Below are 16,276 nucleotides of genomic sequence, written 5' to 3'. Positions count from 1 at the left end.
CCGAACTGCGCCTTATGCCCGGTGTCGGCGGGTTAGCCTCGGCGCGACCGGTACGTGAGTTCCACTCGCCTGCGGGCGAGGGCCGGGCGGGGGTGTGACGGATGCGCGGTCCGCTGTGGCGCGGGTGGCTCTGGACCCCGCGGATCTGGTTGCAGATGGCGTTCCGGAGATCCGCCACCTGGGTGCAGGGCCGGACCCAGGAGGAGCAGCGGATGCAGGCCGCCCGGCCGGCGGCACCCGCCCGGCAGTGGCCCGTCAGGTGGCTGTGGTCGATCCTCGCCACCATCGCGGTGGTGCTCACGATCTGGTGGCTCGCCATGATCGTCCTGCCGCTGGTGGAGGCGACGGGCCTCGCGAGCCCGCCGGCGGGGCTGCTGGGCGGGCGCTGCGGCGAGTCGGCCGACTGGTGCGGCCCGGTGGTGAACCTCTTCGACAGGCTCGCCTGGATCGCGGTGGCTTTCGTCGTCTTCTACCTGTTCACCCAGCACCACGTGCGCCGCTGGTACGACAAGATGGCCCGGCGCACCCCGGAGAAGCTCGTCACCACGTCCCATGACGAACTCGCCGGCATCGTCGGCCGGGACGAGATGTGCGAGGTGCTGATCGAACGCATCCGCGACCCTCACGTCCGTTGCCCGATCGTGCTCATCGGCGGGGTGGGAGCCGGCAAGAGCGCCGTCCTCGTGAAGCTGACCCACGAGCTGTCGACCCGGGGCGTGGTGCCTATCCCACTGCGCCTGCACGACGTGTCCGATCCCGACAAGCTCGACTTCGAGGGGCTGGCCAAACAGCGCTTTCAGGAGGTGATCGACGCCCGCCTCTACAGCGACGCGCAGGCCGGCCGGCTCTGGCGCCAACTGCGGTGGAGCAACCAGATCGCGGTGCTCGCCGACGGGCTCGAGGAGTTGGGCGGCGACAACAAGCAGGGGCAGCGGGACAGTGTGCTCCGCGAGGCCTTCACGAAGGCCGCCCGGGACGGTCTGCCGCTGGTCGTGGCCGCCCGTCCGTACGAGCCGCTGCGGAGCATGCCCGCGGTGGTCCTGGGACTGGAGCCACTGAGCGAGGGGACGGCGCTGGCCTACGGCCTGACCGACGAGGCCCGGCGCGCGCGGTCCTCGTACACCACCGTCGGCAGCCTGATCGTCGCCGCCGACGTCACCGAATCGCCGCTCTACCTCAAGGTCATCCGGGACCTCAACAAGATCAACGGGCTGCCCCAGCAACTGCACGTCAACCCCGAGCCCGGCGCGATCACCCGACCGCCCGACCGCGCCACCGTCCGCTGGAACCTCCTCGAGGCGTGGCGTACCGCGCTGGTCGACGGCTACCTCTGCGAGGACTTCGTCCGGACCGCGGAGGATCGGGCGCACGCGCTGGTCGTCGCCGGCGCATTCGCCTGCGTCGGCTTTCTGCACGACAAGCCGACCGTGTCGTACGACGACCTGACCGATCGCGGCCGATGGACGGACCCGCGCAACACGCACCACTGCATCCTGAGGAAGCTGCGCGGGGATCTCGGCGGCAAGCTCGATCCCACGAGCCGTGACGACCTGGCCGCTGCAGCCACCGAGGCGAGTGAGCTGGGAGTGGTGCAACTGGCCCCCGACGGTCTCCGGTTCCATCACGCGGTCATCCAGGCGTACCTGGGCGTGGAGTTCCTCGCCGACCCCGGGGTGTGGAAGGAGCTGATGCCGAAGCTGATCCGCCCGGAGCCGAGTCACGAGTTCCTGATCGCGTTGACCCTGCTCTCCCGCCGCCTCGCCCTCACCGCGAAACCTCAGAGCCTGGCGGCGCACGTCCGCGCCGTCCTCGCCCGACCACCCCGCCCCTCGCCGATCGTCCGGCTGGTGTCCGCGCTGCAGGAACATGCCCGCGGCGGGGGCAACCCCTGCTGGCGTCTGGAGATGTACGAGACGGCACTCGAGATCGACGTGAGTGCTCTCTCGCCCGCCCACGACCACCTCGTGGCGGACATCGAAGCGCACTGGGACGACTTCCAGGAGCAGGAAGCCCCGGACCGTCCGCTGGACGAGGCGAAGCTGGCCCTGGTCCGGGTATGGGGAAACGTCGCGCGGCTGGTCGCCTACGAACGGGGCACCCTGTCGTCGCCGGTGCCCGGCCCCTTCCGGCCGCCACCGTACGACAGCCTCTTCCGGGTGGCCAGCCGGGAGGGGTCCTACCGGGTCCGACTCGCGGCCGCGCGCGAAATCGGGCTCGGTGGCCGGGCGGCGGCGCTCTCCCTGACCAGCCTCGGTGGCCTGGGCCCGCGTCTCCTCACGGCCGATGTCGACGAGCAGGCCCGCCACGAGCAGCAGCTGCGCGGATGGATCGCGCCGCTGCTGCACCTCTCGGCGGTCCGCGACGTCGACGGGGCCGAGAGCGCCGTCGAGGCCACCCGGGCGGCTCTGCGTGCCTGGACGGCCGCCCTCGCCGCGCGAGCCGCGGGAGACGACCGCGGTCTTGGCCTCACCTCGGAGATCGCGCTGGCGCAGGGATTCCGCCTGGCGGCGAACGTCCGACAACTGCCGATCGGCCGGAGCGACAGCGACCGCAGCTTCCTCGTCGAGATGACGGAGGATGCGCTGCGCCACTCCCGCTTCTGGTACAGCCACCTGGCGCTGATCCAGGCCCTGACCCTGCTGTCCCTGCCGATGGACCCCGGCGACCCCTTGCCGTCGCGCGGGCACGGCGCCAACCCCGTCGGCCTCGTCCAGCGCTGGCTGCACATCGCGGGCAGCGGGGTGACGGGCCGCGAACGCTGCGTCGCCCACCCGTTCCTGCTGGAGGTGGGCCGACTCTGCGTCAACGCGCTGATCACTAGGCGGCCCGAGCGGTACTGCTGGATCGACGAGGGAGAGACCGCCAGCCGGGTGGGCTCCTGCAGCACCTCGGTGGACGTCCGCCGGATCCAGCGGTTGTGGGTCCCGGATTCGATGGGGTGGAGCGTCCTGGACCGGCGGGCGGAGCGGCTGCTCGCCGACGTCATGCTGCTGATGAACCTCGCCGACCGGGGCAAGGATCTGACGCAGCAGGAGGAACGGCTGAGCCGGGCCGACCGGTGCGACCTCCCACCCTGCCTCACCCACGACCGCTCCGCGATGGAGCCCGACCGTAGCCTGCACTCGGCCGAACTGTGCGTGCCCGGTGGCACCTGCCTGGACGACTGCCCCTTCCGACTCTGCCCCCTGCCGGCGAAGGGTGAGCCACTGCGGTACAAGATGGATCAGAACTTCTGCGGTCGCCAGGCCGACCTGGCATCGTTCCACCTGCGGTTGACGCGGGCGCCGTGGCAGGGCGTGGCCCGCCCCGGCCTCCGGGAGTTCTGGCGCCAGCTGTCGGAACGGGAGCTGCCGAAGTGGCGGCGCTGGTGACGGTCGCCCATCCGACGGCCGCAACCATCGGCCAGTGAAGATCGGCTATAAGTAGGTGATGGAGTTCCCGCCGTACCTCGCGACCATGCCGATGCACGCGATCACCGAGATCCACGGTGAGCGCGGCCTGCTGGAGCGGTTCCGGCTGGAGATCCGGGCCTTCGACCCGGCGGCGCGCGACCGGCTCACCGAGGCCCTCGACCTCGCCGCCGCGCTGCACCGCGACGACCGGCGGGTACGTGAGCCGTACCTGAACCACCTGCTGCGGGTGGCGATCCGGATGATGCACCACTACCAGGTGCGCGACGTCGACGTCATCGTCGCCGGCCTGCTGCACGACGCGGTGGAGGACCACCCCGACGAGCTGGCCGGTCCGGGCGCGGCCGACCCGACGACGGCGGCGCTGGCCGCGCTCGCCGACCGGTTCGGCCCGCGCGTCGCCCGCCTGGTCGGCGCGGTCACCAATCCGGAGTACGACCCCGACCGCGACCGGCACGTCCAGTACCGGGAGCACGTGGCGGCCAGCCTGGACCGGGAGCCGTGGGCCCGGGTCATCAAGATCTCCGACTTCACCGACAACGGGGTGGGCGTGGTCTACACCATCGGCCCGAAGGTGGCCCGGTCGGCGGCGAAGTACCGCCCGCTGGTGCCGGTGTTCCGGGACCTGATCTCCCGGCCGGACACGCCGCTGTCCGCACCGGTGAAGCGGCACATCTTCGCCCAGCTCGACCTGGCCGAGGAGCGGTTCAGCGCGATCCTCGACACGCCGAACTAGTTGCGGCGCAGCGCCCGGGTGGTGCCGGCGGCGATGGTGGTGACCAGGACGAGCCCGCAGGCGATCAACCCGTACGCCACCCACACCGTCTCCCCCGCCGGTTCGAACGCCGACTCCTGGCGCAGGTCCACCAGCGGCAGCAGCAGGTCGACCGTGTAGACGGGCGCACGGAACCGCACCGGGCTCGCCGGGTTCAGCGGGATCGGCGGCACGGCCGTGAAGACGGCGGTGCCGACGGCCACCAGCGCCACCAGCCAGAGTGCGGCCAGCGTGGGCCGGTAGCCGTAGCCGACGGTGGCGTCCTGCACCAACCCCCACACGCGCAGTCCCCGGGACTGCCCGGCACGGCGGTGCCGCTGCCCCCGCAGCAGCACCGTTCGCGCGTCGTCCTCCTCGCCGCGCCGCCGGTACGTCGCGGCCAACTGCTCGTACGCCTGCGGCGCGTAGCCGCCCGCGTCCCGGCCGACCCAGTCGAGCCGCCGGCGGACGTCGGCCGGCGAGTCGATCGCCTCGTAGACCAGGCCGTTGAGCCGGACCACCGCCGGCCAGCTCCCTGGGTCGTCGCGCAGCACGCCGAGGCGGGCGTGCCGCAGGTCCAGCTGTCCCTCGACCGGCCCGTCGGTGGCCAGGACCAGTTCGTCGGTCTGGAGCTGGCGGCAGTTCAGCGCGCCGCGCAGGCGGGCGTGCTCGAAGCAGACCTGCCGGCCGACCCGGGCGAAGGCGACGGTGATCCGCCCGTCGGCGGTGAAGCCGTCGCAGCAGCTGAGGGTGCCACCGGCCACGAGGCCCACGGCGGCCAGCGCCCGCCCGTCGGGCTCGGTGAGGGTCGCCCCGTGCAGCCGGACCGAGCCGCGGATGTCGGCGTGGTTCAGGCGCACCTCCCCGGTGCAGCGCAGTCCGTCGCCGCGGATGTCGTGACCGACCGTGAGGAGCCGGGCGTCGAGCGCCGGCGTGCCGGACAGCTGCGCCCGGTCCAGCACGAGCGCGCCGTCGATGCGGGCGGCGGCCAGCCGTACGCCGTCGACGCAGCGGGCGTCGGACAGGCGCAGGTTGCCCTCCACGACGGCCTTGTCGGCCCAGATCCCGGCCAGCCGCGAGCCGGCCAGGTCGATCTCGCGGGTCCGCGCGCCGACGAACTCGAAGCGGTCGGTGAAGTCGCAGCGGCTCAGCCGCACCGGGTAGGGGATCTCCGCGTAGGACAGATCCAGCGTGCCGGTGACCTCGGCGCCGACCAGAGTCAGGGCGGCGAGCTGCCCCGACTCGGCGGGCACCGCGCCGAGCAGCAGGGCCCGGATGACGGCCGCCCGCACCGTACGATCCTCGGCGTCGGTGAGGTCGACCAATGCCCGGCGCGGGAACGCCGTCCAGAGTGCCATCTCCGGGGCGGTCAGCTTCAGCTCCACCCCGCCATGGTGGCCGTCGGCAGCAAGCCCGGGACGCGGTGGCGTCAGCTGGTGACGGTAGCCCGGCGGCGCAGCTCGGCAGCCGCTCAGACGCGGTGCACGACGACGCGCGCCGGTTGACGGCCATGCCGAACAGGCGATCCGGGACGCTTGCGAGCCCTCCGTCGTCGCACCCCGGCCGGGAGGCGGGCTCGGCCCTCGACCCGGCGTCGCCCAGCGACGACCAGACGCGATCATGACCGCTTACCTACGGATGGCACGATGTCCGGCATGGACTGGATGCCGTTGCTGAGCACGGGAGCAGGCGCCCTCATCGCACTCTCCGGCAGCCTCCTGGTCGACCTGCGCCGGGAGCGGGACACCCGCTCCCGCGACCGCGACCTGGACCGCTGGCGCACCTGCGTGGACTTCGCCCTCGCCCTGGACGCGGCGCACACCGCGCTGCGCTCCGTCCCCGCCGGCGACCGGCAGGCGGCCGGCGTGGCGATGACCGAGGCCGGGGCGTACCAGGCGCGCGAGCGGCTGCTGATGTCCGGCACACCGCACCTGGTGGTGGCCGGCGAGGCCGCCTTCCACCGGCTGGTGGCGATGCGCAAGCTGATCGGCGCGGGCTCCGACCTGCGGTCACCCGCCGGGCACGAGTCGTACCACGAGTTCGCCGAGACGCTGTGGACGTTCCGGATGGCGGTCCGCAAGCACTTCGGGCACCGGGCGATCCAGCCCGGGGCGCTGGAGCGCAGGGACTGGTCGGAGCGGCACGAGTGCGCGTACTGCGCGGCGACGACCGACTGATCCGTCCCGTGCTCAGAGGTAGGCGAAGCGGACTGGCTCCCGCAGCACCGCCGCGGCGGAGTCGACGTCGGCGAGCCGGGCGGCGAGGGTCGCGGCCGCCAGACGAGGTGGGAGTGCGGCGCTGAACTTCAGCCCGGCGAGCGCCTTCTCTGTGACGTCCGGCAGGCAGATCCGCTGATCGGCGTCGGCTGTCGCGACCCGCCACATCTCGCGGTCCAGGTCGTGACGCAGCCGGATGCTGGCGTCGTCGTACCGCTGCGTCGGGTCGACCAGTTCGCTCAGCGTGGCGATCAGGGTGGCGTTGGTCCGGTAACCGGCCCACGTCCACCAGCGCACCTCGCCTTCCCGGTCGCGCACCACGACGGTGCCGCCCGGATGCACGGTGGTCGTGGCCTCGTCCCGTAGCACGGCCAGCCGGGTGGTGGCACGGGCCGTGAGTGCGACCTCGGGCTCGGCACCGAGCAGCACGGCACGCATGGCGCGGACCATCCGGTACGACAGCCCCTGCGGCGACGCACCGGTCATCCACAGCGCCTTACCGCCGCCGTCCGCCGGTTCGACGAAGCACCGGCGGCGCTTCCAGTCGGTGTACGTGACCCGCCAGCTCCGTCCGCCCAGCAGGAGCAGTCGGGGACCGTCGACCTTGGCGGTGAGCAGGGCGGGATCGGTGCGGCCGATCTCGGTCCGCCCCGACAGCACGGTGAACTGCGGCGGTGCGGTGAAGACCGCGAGCATGTCCATGAAGTGCCGGCGTCCGAACCGCCGCTCGGCCTCAGGGCCGATGAACAACATGCCGGCGTCCGAGTCGAGGTATCCGTGCTCGACCAGGTGCCGGACGACGACCTCGCCACTGCGGTCGAAGGGCGACAGCCCGTTCCACTCCTCGGTCCACAACCGGTCGCCGACGCGGTGTCGCTGCAACGACAGGGCGAGCACCTGCTGCGCCACGATGTGTCGAGGCTCGGGCGGAGCCGTGACGGCCTCCACCCACCCCTGCTGCCACAGGTGCAGCAGGGCCGCCGCGTGGAGCAGACCGTCTCCGCCCAGTGCGAGGAAGAGACAGTTGCGGGTGGTGCCGGGCCGCCGGCCGGTCCGGCCGATGCGCTGCAGGAATGCGGCTACGCTGCGGGGCGCGTCGACCTGGATGACCCGGTCCAGGTCGCCGACGTCGATACCGAGTTCGAGGGTGCTCGTCGCCACGATGACGCAGTCACGTTCCTGGGCGAACGCCTCCTCGGATCTACGTCGTTCCTCCGCCGACAGTGAGGCGTGCGACAGGTACGTGGTGACGCCCAGGGCGCGCAGCTTCTGCCCGAGCTCCTCCACCAGCGCTCGCGAGTCGCAGAAGACCAGCCGCTTCTCGCCCCGGTGCAGGGCCGCGATGACCTTGGCCGCGTTGTGGACGGACCCGACGTAGTCCAGTTCCACCGCGCCGGCCGGTGGAGATGCCGTGGTCGCGACGGCGGGCGCCACCACCCGTGCGGGCCGGGCGGCGTGACCCGAGCCCTGCAGCCACCGCAGCAGCTCGTCCGGATTCCCGACGGTCGCGGAGAGCCCCACCCGCTGAATCGGCCGGCCCGCCACCCGGCTGAGCCGTTCCAGCACGGCCAGCAGGTGCCAGCCACGGTCGTCGCCGGCGAAGGCATGCACCTCGTCCACCACGACGGCCCGGACGTGACCGAGAAACTCCTGCTCGTCGACGGCGGTGCTGACCAGCATCGACTCCAGGGACTCCGGCGTCGTCAACAGCACGTCGGGGCGGTCGCGGAGGATGGCCCGACGCCGGCCCATGGTCACGTCGCCGTGCCACAGGGCCGCCCGCCGGCCCAGCCAGCCCGTGTACGACTCCAGGCGCGGCAGCAGGTTGTTGAGCAGCGCCTTCAACGGGCAGATGTAGAGCACCGACGTCCCCGACCAGTTCTGCCCCGCCATCCGGGACAGCAGCGGAAACATCGCCGCCTCCGTCTTACCGCCGGCGGTCGGTGCGAGCAGCAGGGCGTCGTCGCCGTCCAGCAACGGTTGAACGGCGGCCTCCTGGAGGGGCCGCAGGCCGGGCCACTGCAGTGAGTTGACGACATGGTGCAGCACCACCGGGTGCAGCAGGTCGGCGCCGTTCGTCATCAGCCGGCCGTCAGGTCGAGGTTGATGTCGTCGGCCCTGCTCGCGTTGCGCTCGACGTCGGTCATCTCGGTGGCGGACAGCGTGAACGCGTAGTGCGTACGGGGGTCGAAGTCGGCGAACTGGTCGACCCGGTCGAGCACCTCCCCCACCAGCTTCTTGAGGAAGAGCCGGGGGGCCACCCCGACCCTGCCGCCCAGCCCTCCGGCGACCGCCCGGGCCAGTTGGCCCAGGTAGGCGTCGTCGACCAGGGACCGCACCCGCACGGGCGCGGCCGAGCCGTCGGCGTAGAGGTCACGGACCCGGGCGCCGAGTTCGACCAGGGAGTCGACGGTGAAGCCCGCGAGCCGGATCTGCACCGCCCGCGGATTGTCGAAGCGGGCGTCGGTGGTGAAGTCGACGGCGAGCCGCTGGGCCAAAGGAGCCAGCCGTTGCACACCCTGCGGCCCGTCGTAGAACGCCGGAGTGCCGGTGATCACGAGGTAGAGGCCGGGGAAACGTCCGGCGTGCACCTCGTCGATGAGCTGGCGCAGCGCGTTGAGCGCCTTGTCGCGGGCGTCCGAGCGGACCCGCTGCAATGTCTCCACCTCGTCGAGCACCAGCAGCAGCCCCGGGTGTCCGCTGTCCCGGAGCACGGCGAGCAGCCCTTGCAGGAAGCTCAGCGCGGCGAAGTGGTCCAGGTCGCCGCGTACCCCGGCGACGCGTCGGGCGGAAGCCGCGACGTGCGGCTGCCCACCGAGCCAAGCGAGCACCGCATCGGCGGTGGCCTGGTCACCGGCGAGGGACGCAGACCGGTAACCCCGCAGCGCGGCCGCGAAGGCCGGCGCGCTGCGGCTGACCACGGCGAGCCGCTGGTCGAGCAGCACCCGGACGGCGCGGTCGAGCGCGTCGGCGTCGTCGGCGGCAACCTCCCCGGCGGCGAGGACGTCCTCCTCGAGCGCGTAGAACCAGCCGTCGACCACCGGTCGCAGGGCGCTCGGCGGGAAGGTCGCGGTGGTCAGCCGCTCGGTGAGGCGCCGGTAGACGGTCTCCAGCCTGTGCAGCGGTGTCTCGTTCTCGGAGACCTGCACCTCGGCCGTGGCGAAGTTGGCGCGCTTCGCCCGTTCGGCAATCCACCGGGTGAAAAAGGTCTTGCCGGATCCGTACTCACCACGGACGGCCTTGAAGACCGAGCCGCCGGCGGCGACCGTGTCCAGGTCCTCCCCCACGGCGGCGACGAACCGGTCCAGCCCGACGGCGAGAAGGTCCAGCCCGGCGGAGGGGACGGCGCCCCGGCGCAGGGCGTCGATCACCTCCCGCCGCCGCGCGGGGCTGACCGCGGTCACGAGACACCGTCCGACAGTCCGAACTGCGTCCGCAGCAGCGGTACGTCCAGCCGGACGGTGCGCCCGTCGTCGATCAGCGACAGCACAGGGTAATTGTCGACGTTGAAGATCCGCTGCAGGGTGATGACGAAGCCGCCGGCTCGGGCGGGCAACTCCCCGGCTCGCTGCGCCAGCACCGTAGCGGAGAGCACGCCCTTCGCCTCCAGCAGCGCCCGCATCGCCGCTTCGATCTTCTTCTGGTCGACCTTGCGTGGAGTCAGGCCGTGCTGTGCCTGGAAGAGCTCGGTGGCCAGGAGCGCGGCGACCAGATCGCCGTCGCCGGTCGCCGGCTCTGCCGCGGGCGCGGGCATCTGCTCCGGTACGTCGAACAGGGCATCTCCCGTGACGACCGGTGGCTTGCGGCGGGGCTTGGGCGTGGACGGGGACGTCTTGGCAGGCGCGACGGCCGGCGCGGCCGGCGTAGGCACCCCGGCCTCCCACCACTCGGGCCGCTGCTCCTCCACCGGCACCCAACCGGTAGGAACGTCGGTGACGTTGGGCAGCAGGTAGGCCAGCAGCGGGACGGTCACCTCCCCCAGCGAAGCGCCTCCGTGGTACCCGGCCCTGGTCGGGCGGTACCGCCTCAGCGGGTCCCAGAGTGCGATGATCCGCTTGCCCTCGGCCACCACGCGGGGACCACTCAGCTCCACCTCGCCGGGGCCGGCGGGGCCAGGGCCGGTGCGGTGCCGCGCCGACGCGGCGTCCGGTGCCTTGACCTGCTCACCACCGCGTTCGAGCACGTGACCGTGGTCGCTGGTGATGATCACGGCTCGACCGGAGGAGCCGGCGAGGTCCAACAGGCTTCGCAGGAAGCCGAGGTCTTTGATCTGCCAGCCGGCCTCGTCTCCCTCACGGCCGTGGGACAACGACTCGTCCACCGTGTTGATCACCACCGCGACCAGCTGCGCCGGGTCGGCCATCGCCGTGCGCAGCCCCTCGGAGAACGCCTCTCCCGCCCCACCACGCGCCGGACCCTTGTGGAAGATCCTGGCCCCCTGGCCCCACCGACCCTCGTCGAACATCCGCTTCTCGTTCGCCTGGTCGCCGCCGCGCAGCGCCCCGGCGAAGAGGGAGGTCCGCGACACGGCGGTGAGGGTCGGCAGGGCGGCGACGACACCTCGACGCCGTCCGGTCCCCCGCCCGCCCAGCGGGTCGTACTCGATCCACTGCTGCGAGAGCTCGTCAGCCAGCTCGACGGCGACCGCCGCGCTCATCCCGTCGAGGACCACCAGCAACACCGACCGTTGGGCACGGATCAGCGGGTCGACCACCGCGGGAAGCACATTCTCGATGGTCAGCAGACCACCGTCGTTCCCCGGCCCCGCCGTCGCCCAGGCCGCGAGCCGCTCCGCGAAGGCGCCGTCCAGTTTCCGACGCCGCTGCTGCCCGCGTTCGTGGATCTCACGAAACGCCTGCTGCAGCCCGGGGTGGACGTCGTCGCCGGCCCACACGTGGTGCAGCGCCAGGTCGACCCAACCCCACTCGGCGATCTGCCGCTGGACGCCGTCGGCGACGCTGGCAGGCGGGGAGACCTCGACGCCGAGCCACCGCACCAGCCGCTGCGCCATCCGGATCCGGTGGATCCGGCCCGCCTCCGACTCGGCCAGCAGGTGCCCGGACAGGCTGTCGACCGCCGCGTCCAGCGCCGGGTCCGCCACCCCGGCCAGCAGGGCGCGGGCGGCGTCATCGACACGCCGGGTGAATCCGGTACGCAGAACGGCACTGTGCCCGGCGCTGCCTACCGCGCCGAACTGCAGGAGCAGTTCCTCCGCCCGGTGCAGGACGGCCTGACCCTGCCGGTGGGCAGACGACTCACGGGCGGTCACCATTCCTGCTACCACCTGGACGGCGGCGTCGGCGAAGCCGCGTACGGCGGCGTCGTCATCGAGGTGACCGAAGTACTGGTCGATGCGACCCTGCACGCGGACCGCGTCGGGCGTGCTCGTTGTCCAGACCGCATCGCACACCAGACCCAGCGGCAACGCGTCGGCCCCGTGCCCGGCGGTGACGAGCGCGATGAGCGCCCGCGCCGGTCGGCCGAACTGCTCCACGAGCCACCGTCGCAGGCCGTCCTGCTCCACCGGCCGAAGCAGGCCGAAAGCTTCCACCGCGCCGGGTTCGGCGCTCCACCGCAGCAGCGCTGACACGTCGAGGTCGTCGGCGCTCTCGCCTCGGCGCTCCAGACCCAGCCGGACGGCGGCGAGGTGCCGCAGCGCGACGTCGCGGGTGAGCACCCGGGTGCTGAGCTTCGGCCAGCCCGCCGGCGGCATTGCGTCGAGCAAGGCCTCACCGGCCCACGACTCGCGTTCCAGAGCGCTGTCCGGCACCTGGGCACCGAAGGCGTCGACGACCAGGTCCCACGGCTCGACGGTGATGACCTGCTGCCGGAAGATCCGGCTACGGACTCCCTGTCCCAGTCGGGATTCCGGGATGTCGGTGAGCAGCACGAGCACTTCGTCGTCGCGGTCGACGACGAGGTGCTCCCACACGGCGAGCGGGGAGACGCACGGCACCACCCGGGCCTTGCGCGCGTCGGGCAGCAGGACCATCGGGTCATGCGGCCAGGTCGGTTCGGCACGGAACACCATCACCGGATACGGGTCACCGTTGCGGTGGCGGTCGAGCTGCTGCGTCACCTTCTGCCGCAGCGCCACCGGGTTGATCCGCAGCGCCTGCGAGGGCGCGACTGCCTGAGTCACGACACGATTCTCCAGGTCACCTCGATCGTCGCGCCCTCGTGGTCAGCCGCAATCTGTCGCACCTTTTCGAGAACACCTTCCACCGCTCCCGTTGGTACCTTTTCGCTTCCGCCACGGTCCGCCGGCGGCGGGGGAAGCGGCGGCAAAGGCGGACGCGGCGGGGTGATCTGCGTGGCATCACGAAGCAACTTCGTGGCGTCGGCCTGTGCCTTCCGGAGGGCCGGGGCCAGCGGCGCGGTCAGCTCGTCCGCCTGGGCCACCCCGCGCAGTTCACCGAGGATGGCCTCGGCCTGGCCCCGGTGCGGCGCGGAGAGGCCCGCGATGATCTCGAAGGTGTCCCAGGGGGCGGCGGCCAGCGCAGCGGAAACCTGCGCGGCGCTGCTGAGGCTCCTGCCGGTGCGGTCGGCGGGGCCGGCAAGCTCCGCCCGTGCGAGCCGCTCCACTGCGTCCTTGGCCGAACCCGCGGCTACCAGTGCTTCGAGCAGATCCGCCGCAGCACGGGCGGTGGCGAGACGTCCGGTGTCCCGGGCCAGGCCCAGCCAGGATTCGCGCTCTTCGAGCCGCCTGACCAACGTGTGGGCGGCGTCCCGGTGCCGGCTGGCCGCGTTCGTCAGGTCCCGCCTGAACATCGCCACCAACCGACCGCGGCGCAGCGCGAGCGAGTGGAATCCGAAGATCGCGGCGGCCCGCGTCCGGGCCGCCTCCCAGGCCTTCTCGTCGGGCAGGCTCTCCTCGCGGAGGGTCAGTTCGTTGGTGATCTTTCCGAGATCGGGGCTGACCGGGCTGCCGTGCAGGAAGAAGCCACGGTCGGTCTGCTCGGCGAAGGTCGCCACGACCAGCTGCGCCACGACCGGGTCGAGACCTCGGGCCTTCGGCTCGTCCATCCAGCGGAGCAGGTCGGCCACCCGCAGCTCACCGCTGATGCCCTCGGTGGCTGCCTTGTGCTGGAAGTGCTGCGCCCACTCGCCGTCGAGGAGGAATGCGGCCTCGTGCATCGTGCCGAGCTTCAGCGGATTGACGATACGGCGCATGGTCTGCCGATGTGCCCGTTCCACCTCGACGCGCCCCTCGGGAGACTCCACCGCCTCACGGACGTGCTCGAGCACGACCTTGACGTCCTGCAGCCGTACCGGTTCACCCTTGCGGTCGGGGTCGAAGTCGGGGTGGGCGGGGAACTGCTCGCTGAGCATCTGGTCGCCGAGGCTGCGCAGTGCGTCGTTGAAGGTCGCCCCCATCGGCAGCTTGGGTCCCAGCGTGCGGGTGAGCGACTGGAGGTGGTCGTCGAACCCGAGTTGCACGTCGCCCGGCTGTTTCTGCGCCAGCCCGTACGCCTGCCGCAGCACCGCCTGGATCTTTTGCGTGAGTGCGCTGCGCTGGTTGGTCAGCGCGGCTTGCGCCCGCCGCCGGTCGTCCGGGTTGAGGTGCCCGGCGTGGCTGTCGAATCGCTGCCCTTCCAGCAGCTTGTCGATGATGGCCAGCTTGCCGAGCTCGTTGCGCCGCTCGACGGTCAACGCGGCCGGGATCCAGCACAGCGTCCGCGCGTTGGTCCGGGTCAGCAGTTCCTGGACGCGCTGCCGGTCGTCGGCGGGTCCGTGGCTGCCGTCGTCGAACGGGTAGTCGATAATCAACCGCCACCCGTCGGGGTCGTTCGGGGGAAACGCCTCGTCGCGGATGTCGTTGGGGTCGCGGACATTGCCGTAGACCAGCTCGATGACCCGCCGGCTGCCCCGCCAGGTCAGCCCCGCCTCGGCGAAGAACGAATCGGTCCACGGCACACCGAGCTGCTGCCAGAGCAGGCGTTGGACGAGGTGCTTCCGGGTGCCCTCGTTGTCGTACTGCTTGGCGGTGGCCAGGACGCTGTCCACGTCCACACCCACCAGCTCGACCGCCACCACGGGGTCGTCGCCCTCACCGATGCGGATCTCGGTGAACCGCGCGGCCCAGTCCCGCAGCTTGCGGGACACCTGGTCTACCTCCCGGCCGGGGATCGGGCTGGTGATGCTGCCGTGGTTGAGGGCGGAGAGGCTACGGGCGGTGAGGTTGCGCAGTGCGGGCACGTTGGGCGCCAGTGCACCGAGGAGCAGGGTCTTGAGCAGACGGTCGTCGCCGGTGAACGCACGGACCCGCCCGGCGACCTCCGCGGGCATCGTCCCGCCCCGGCGGACGGCGTCCAGGTCGTCCTCGGTGAGGCCGTACTGGTCGAGCAGGTAGGGGCGCAGCTTCAGGTCGTACAGCTTCTGGGCCATCTCGAACTCGGCCTTGAGCTTCTCGGTGAACGGCTGGTCGCCGCCGCTGCTGATGACGTCGTACAGGTCGCCGAGCGGGACGAGCTGGCCCAGCCGGAGCGTCTCACGGCGGTCGACAAGCAGCTGGCGCATCAACTTCAGCGCGGTACGGGACCGCTGGAGAGCGCTGGAGACGTGCACGAGAGTGGAGAGGAACGCCGGGCTGAACGGGTACGTCGACCGGAAGGCGTCGATGTCGGCGCCCCGCCCGGAGTCGGTGCCGAGCAGGGTGTCGAAGACCTCCCGGCGTACCTTGGTGGTGGCGTCGAAGGCCTTGCGGATCGCCTCGGCGGCCGTGGCGTCTCGGGGTTTGAGCAGCCGGCGGCGCGCGATCTCCGGAAGGTTCCGGTCCTCCAGGCTGATGACGTCGAACCGGCCGCTGGCCAGGTTGAGGGTGTCCTGGTAGCTCAGCTCGTTCGCCCCGACGACCTCCTCGCCGACGAGTTCCCGCAGGTCACGCTGGCGAGCGATGAAGCTGATCACCGGGATGGGCCGGCGGGTGTCGCCGCCCTCGACGAAGTTGGTGATCTTCTGGATCTCGCGGGAGACGAACTGCTGGTCACCGATGGAGTTGGCCAGCCAGAGGATCAGCTCGTCGAGGAAGAGGATCAGACCGTCGTAGCCGAGCTCCTTCGCGTGCCGGCTGATCTCGGTGAGGCCCGGGTCGAGCGAGATGAAGGCCTCGGCGTCCTCCCGGGCGTTGCTGAAGAAGCCGACGTTCCAGCTGGTCAGCAGGTCGTTGACCAGCTTACGGCGCAACTGGTCGCCGTAGCCCTCGCCGAACGCCTGATCGAGCCGCTCCGGCGTCCAGAACGCCTCGGTGTCGCCCCACTCGTCCTCGACGTCCCCGCCCGGCAGGCCGGCGATGAACTGCTCGTCGCCGATCTTCTCCCGTAGCGACGCGGCCTGGGTCAGCAGTGCGTCGGTGCGGTGCACCGCCGGGATGGGTGCCTCGGGGTGCAGCTGGCGCACCCGGTCGACGTATCCGCCGAGCACCCGCTGCTCCAGGGAGCGGGCGTCCAGCAGGTGGTACGGGATGAGCAGGAATCTCCGGCCGTCCAGCCACACGCTGTGCTTGGCGACAAGGGGTGCCAGTTCGTCCCTGCCACGGGCCGCCTGCTCACCGCGCAGCAGCGCGTGCAGTACCGCCATGAAGTGCGACTTGCCGGAACCGAAGGAGCCGTGCAGGTACGCGGCCTTGGAGGCGTGCCCCTCGACCGCGGAGCGGATCAGCCCGAGCGCCTCGTCGAAGTTCGCCAGCAACCGGTCCGTGACGACATAGTCGCGCAGGGTGGCGTCGGCGTCGGCGACGCTGTCGGCGAGCTTGAGCACGAAGTCGCTGGTGCTCGTGCGCTCCGGGATGTCGATGACGTCCCGGAGCAGCGGCGCGGGGATGGGCGAAGACATGCCGCTTACCGTACCGATCAGCGGTCGGCACCGACGTCCGCCGGGGGGCGCGTCACGGCCGA

General features: G+C 71.8%; 8 protein-coding genes. 3 read left to right on the top strand and 5 right to left on the bottom strand.

Translation table 11 applies throughout. From position 1 onward, the window contains the following. Nucleotides 1-101: 101 nt before the first annotated feature. The gene (locus ACPFP2_RS01625) at nucleotides 102-3,371 is read left to right on the top strand and encodes a hypothetical protein (protein WP_424085300.1); all 3,270 of its coding nucleotides are present in this window, start codon (nucleotides 102-104) and stop codon (nucleotides 3,369-3,371) included. A gap of 58 nt (nucleotides 3,372-3,429) precedes the next feature. Then, nucleotides 3,430-4,146 (top strand): HD domain-containing protein, encoded by a 717-nt coding sequence (locus ACPFP2_RS01620; protein WP_424085298.1) that lies wholly within the window; start codon nucleotides 3,430-3,432, stop codon nucleotides 4,144-4,146. On the opposite strand, the gene ACPFP2_RS01615 is transcribed toward ACPFP2_RS01620, so the two are convergent. Further along, on the bottom strand, nucleotides 4,143-5,549 hold the full coding sequence (locus ACPFP2_RS01615; RefSeq protein WP_424085296.1) for a hypothetical protein: 1,407 nt from the start codon (nucleotides 5,547-5,549) through the stop codon (nucleotides 4,143-4,145). The two genes, ACPFP2_RS01620 and ACPFP2_RS01615, sit on opposite strands and share 4 nt — an antisense overlap. Nucleotides 5,550-5,819: 270 nt before the next feature. Between ACPFP2_RS01615 and ACPFP2_RS01610 the strand changes: the two genes are divergently transcribed. Further along, a complete protein-coding gene (locus tag ACPFP2_RS01610) occupies nucleotides 5,820-6,341 on the top strand; it encodes a hypothetical protein (RefSeq protein WP_424085294.1) in 522 nt (173 codons plus the stop codon). A gap of 12 nt (nucleotides 6,342-6,353) precedes the next feature. On the opposite strand, the gene ACPFP2_RS01605 is transcribed toward ACPFP2_RS01610, so the two are convergent. From ACPFP2_RS01605 to pglY, 4 genes are read right to left on the bottom strand one after another with little or no spacing between them, the layout of a single operon-like run. Beyond that, nucleotides 6,354-8,462: a DEAD/DEAH box helicase gene (locus tag ACPFP2_RS01605; RefSeq protein WP_424085292.1), complete on the bottom strand. Its 2,109-nt coding sequence runs from the start codon at nucleotides 8,460-8,462 to the stop codon at nucleotides 6,354-6,356. Beyond that, the gene (gene brxD / locus ACPFP2_RS01600) at nucleotides 8,462-9,784 is read right to left on the bottom strand and encodes a BREX system ATP-binding protein BrxD (RefSeq protein WP_424085289.1); all 1,323 of its coding nucleotides are present in this window, start codon (nucleotides 9,782-9,784) and stop codon (nucleotides 8,462-8,464) included. Before brxD ends, ACPFP2_RS01605 begins: the two co-directional genes overlap by 1 nt. Then, entirely contained in the window at nucleotides 9,781-12,522 is a 2,742-nt protein-coding gene (pglZ, locus tag ACPFP2_RS01595) for a BREX-2 system phosphatase PglZ (RefSeq protein ID WP_424085287.1), read from the bottom strand. Before pglZ ends, brxD begins: the two co-directional genes overlap by 4 nt. Next, complete coding sequence (pglY, locus tag ACPFP2_RS01590) at nucleotides 12,519-16,214, bottom strand: BREX-2 system ATPase PglY (protein ID WP_424085286.1); 3,696 nt, start codon at nucleotides 16,212-16,214, stop codon at nucleotides 12,519-12,521. The genes pglZ and pglY overlap by 4 nt, the downstream gene beginning before the upstream one ends. Nucleotides 16,215-16,276 lie beyond the last annotated feature (62 nt).

It is taken from the genome of Micromonospora citrea (genome assembly GCF_049629545.1).
Taxonomy (GTDB): domain Bacteria; phylum Actinomycetota; class Actinomycetes; order Mycobacteriales; family Micromonosporaceae; genus Micromonospora; species Micromonospora citrea_A.
Note: the sequence above shows the minus strand (reverse complement) of the source record. Positions and strands in the feature narration are given on the sequence as shown.

Excerpts from the sequence above, each read along its gene's own strand:
- pglY (WP_424085286.1), bottom strand. The coding sequence starts at position 16,214 with ATGTCTTCGCCCATCCCCGCGCCGCTGCTCCGGGACGTCATCGACATC.
- ACPFP2_RS01610 (WP_424085294.1), top strand. The coding sequence starts at position 5,820 with ATGGACTGGATGCCGTTGCTGAGCACGGGAGCAGGCGCCCTCATCGCA.
- ACPFP2_RS01605 (WP_424085292.1), bottom strand. The coding sequence starts at position 8,462 with ATGACGAACGGCGCCGACCTGCTGCACCCGGTGGTGCTGCACCATGTC.
- ACPFP2_RS01625 (WP_424085300.1), top strand. The coding sequence starts at position 102 with ATGCGCGGTCCGCTGTGGCGCGGGTGGCTCTGGACCCCGCGGATCTGG.
- ACPFP2_RS01620 (WP_424085298.1), top strand. The coding sequence starts at position 3,430 with ATGGAGTTCCCGCCGTACCTCGCGACCATGCCGATGCACGCGATCACC.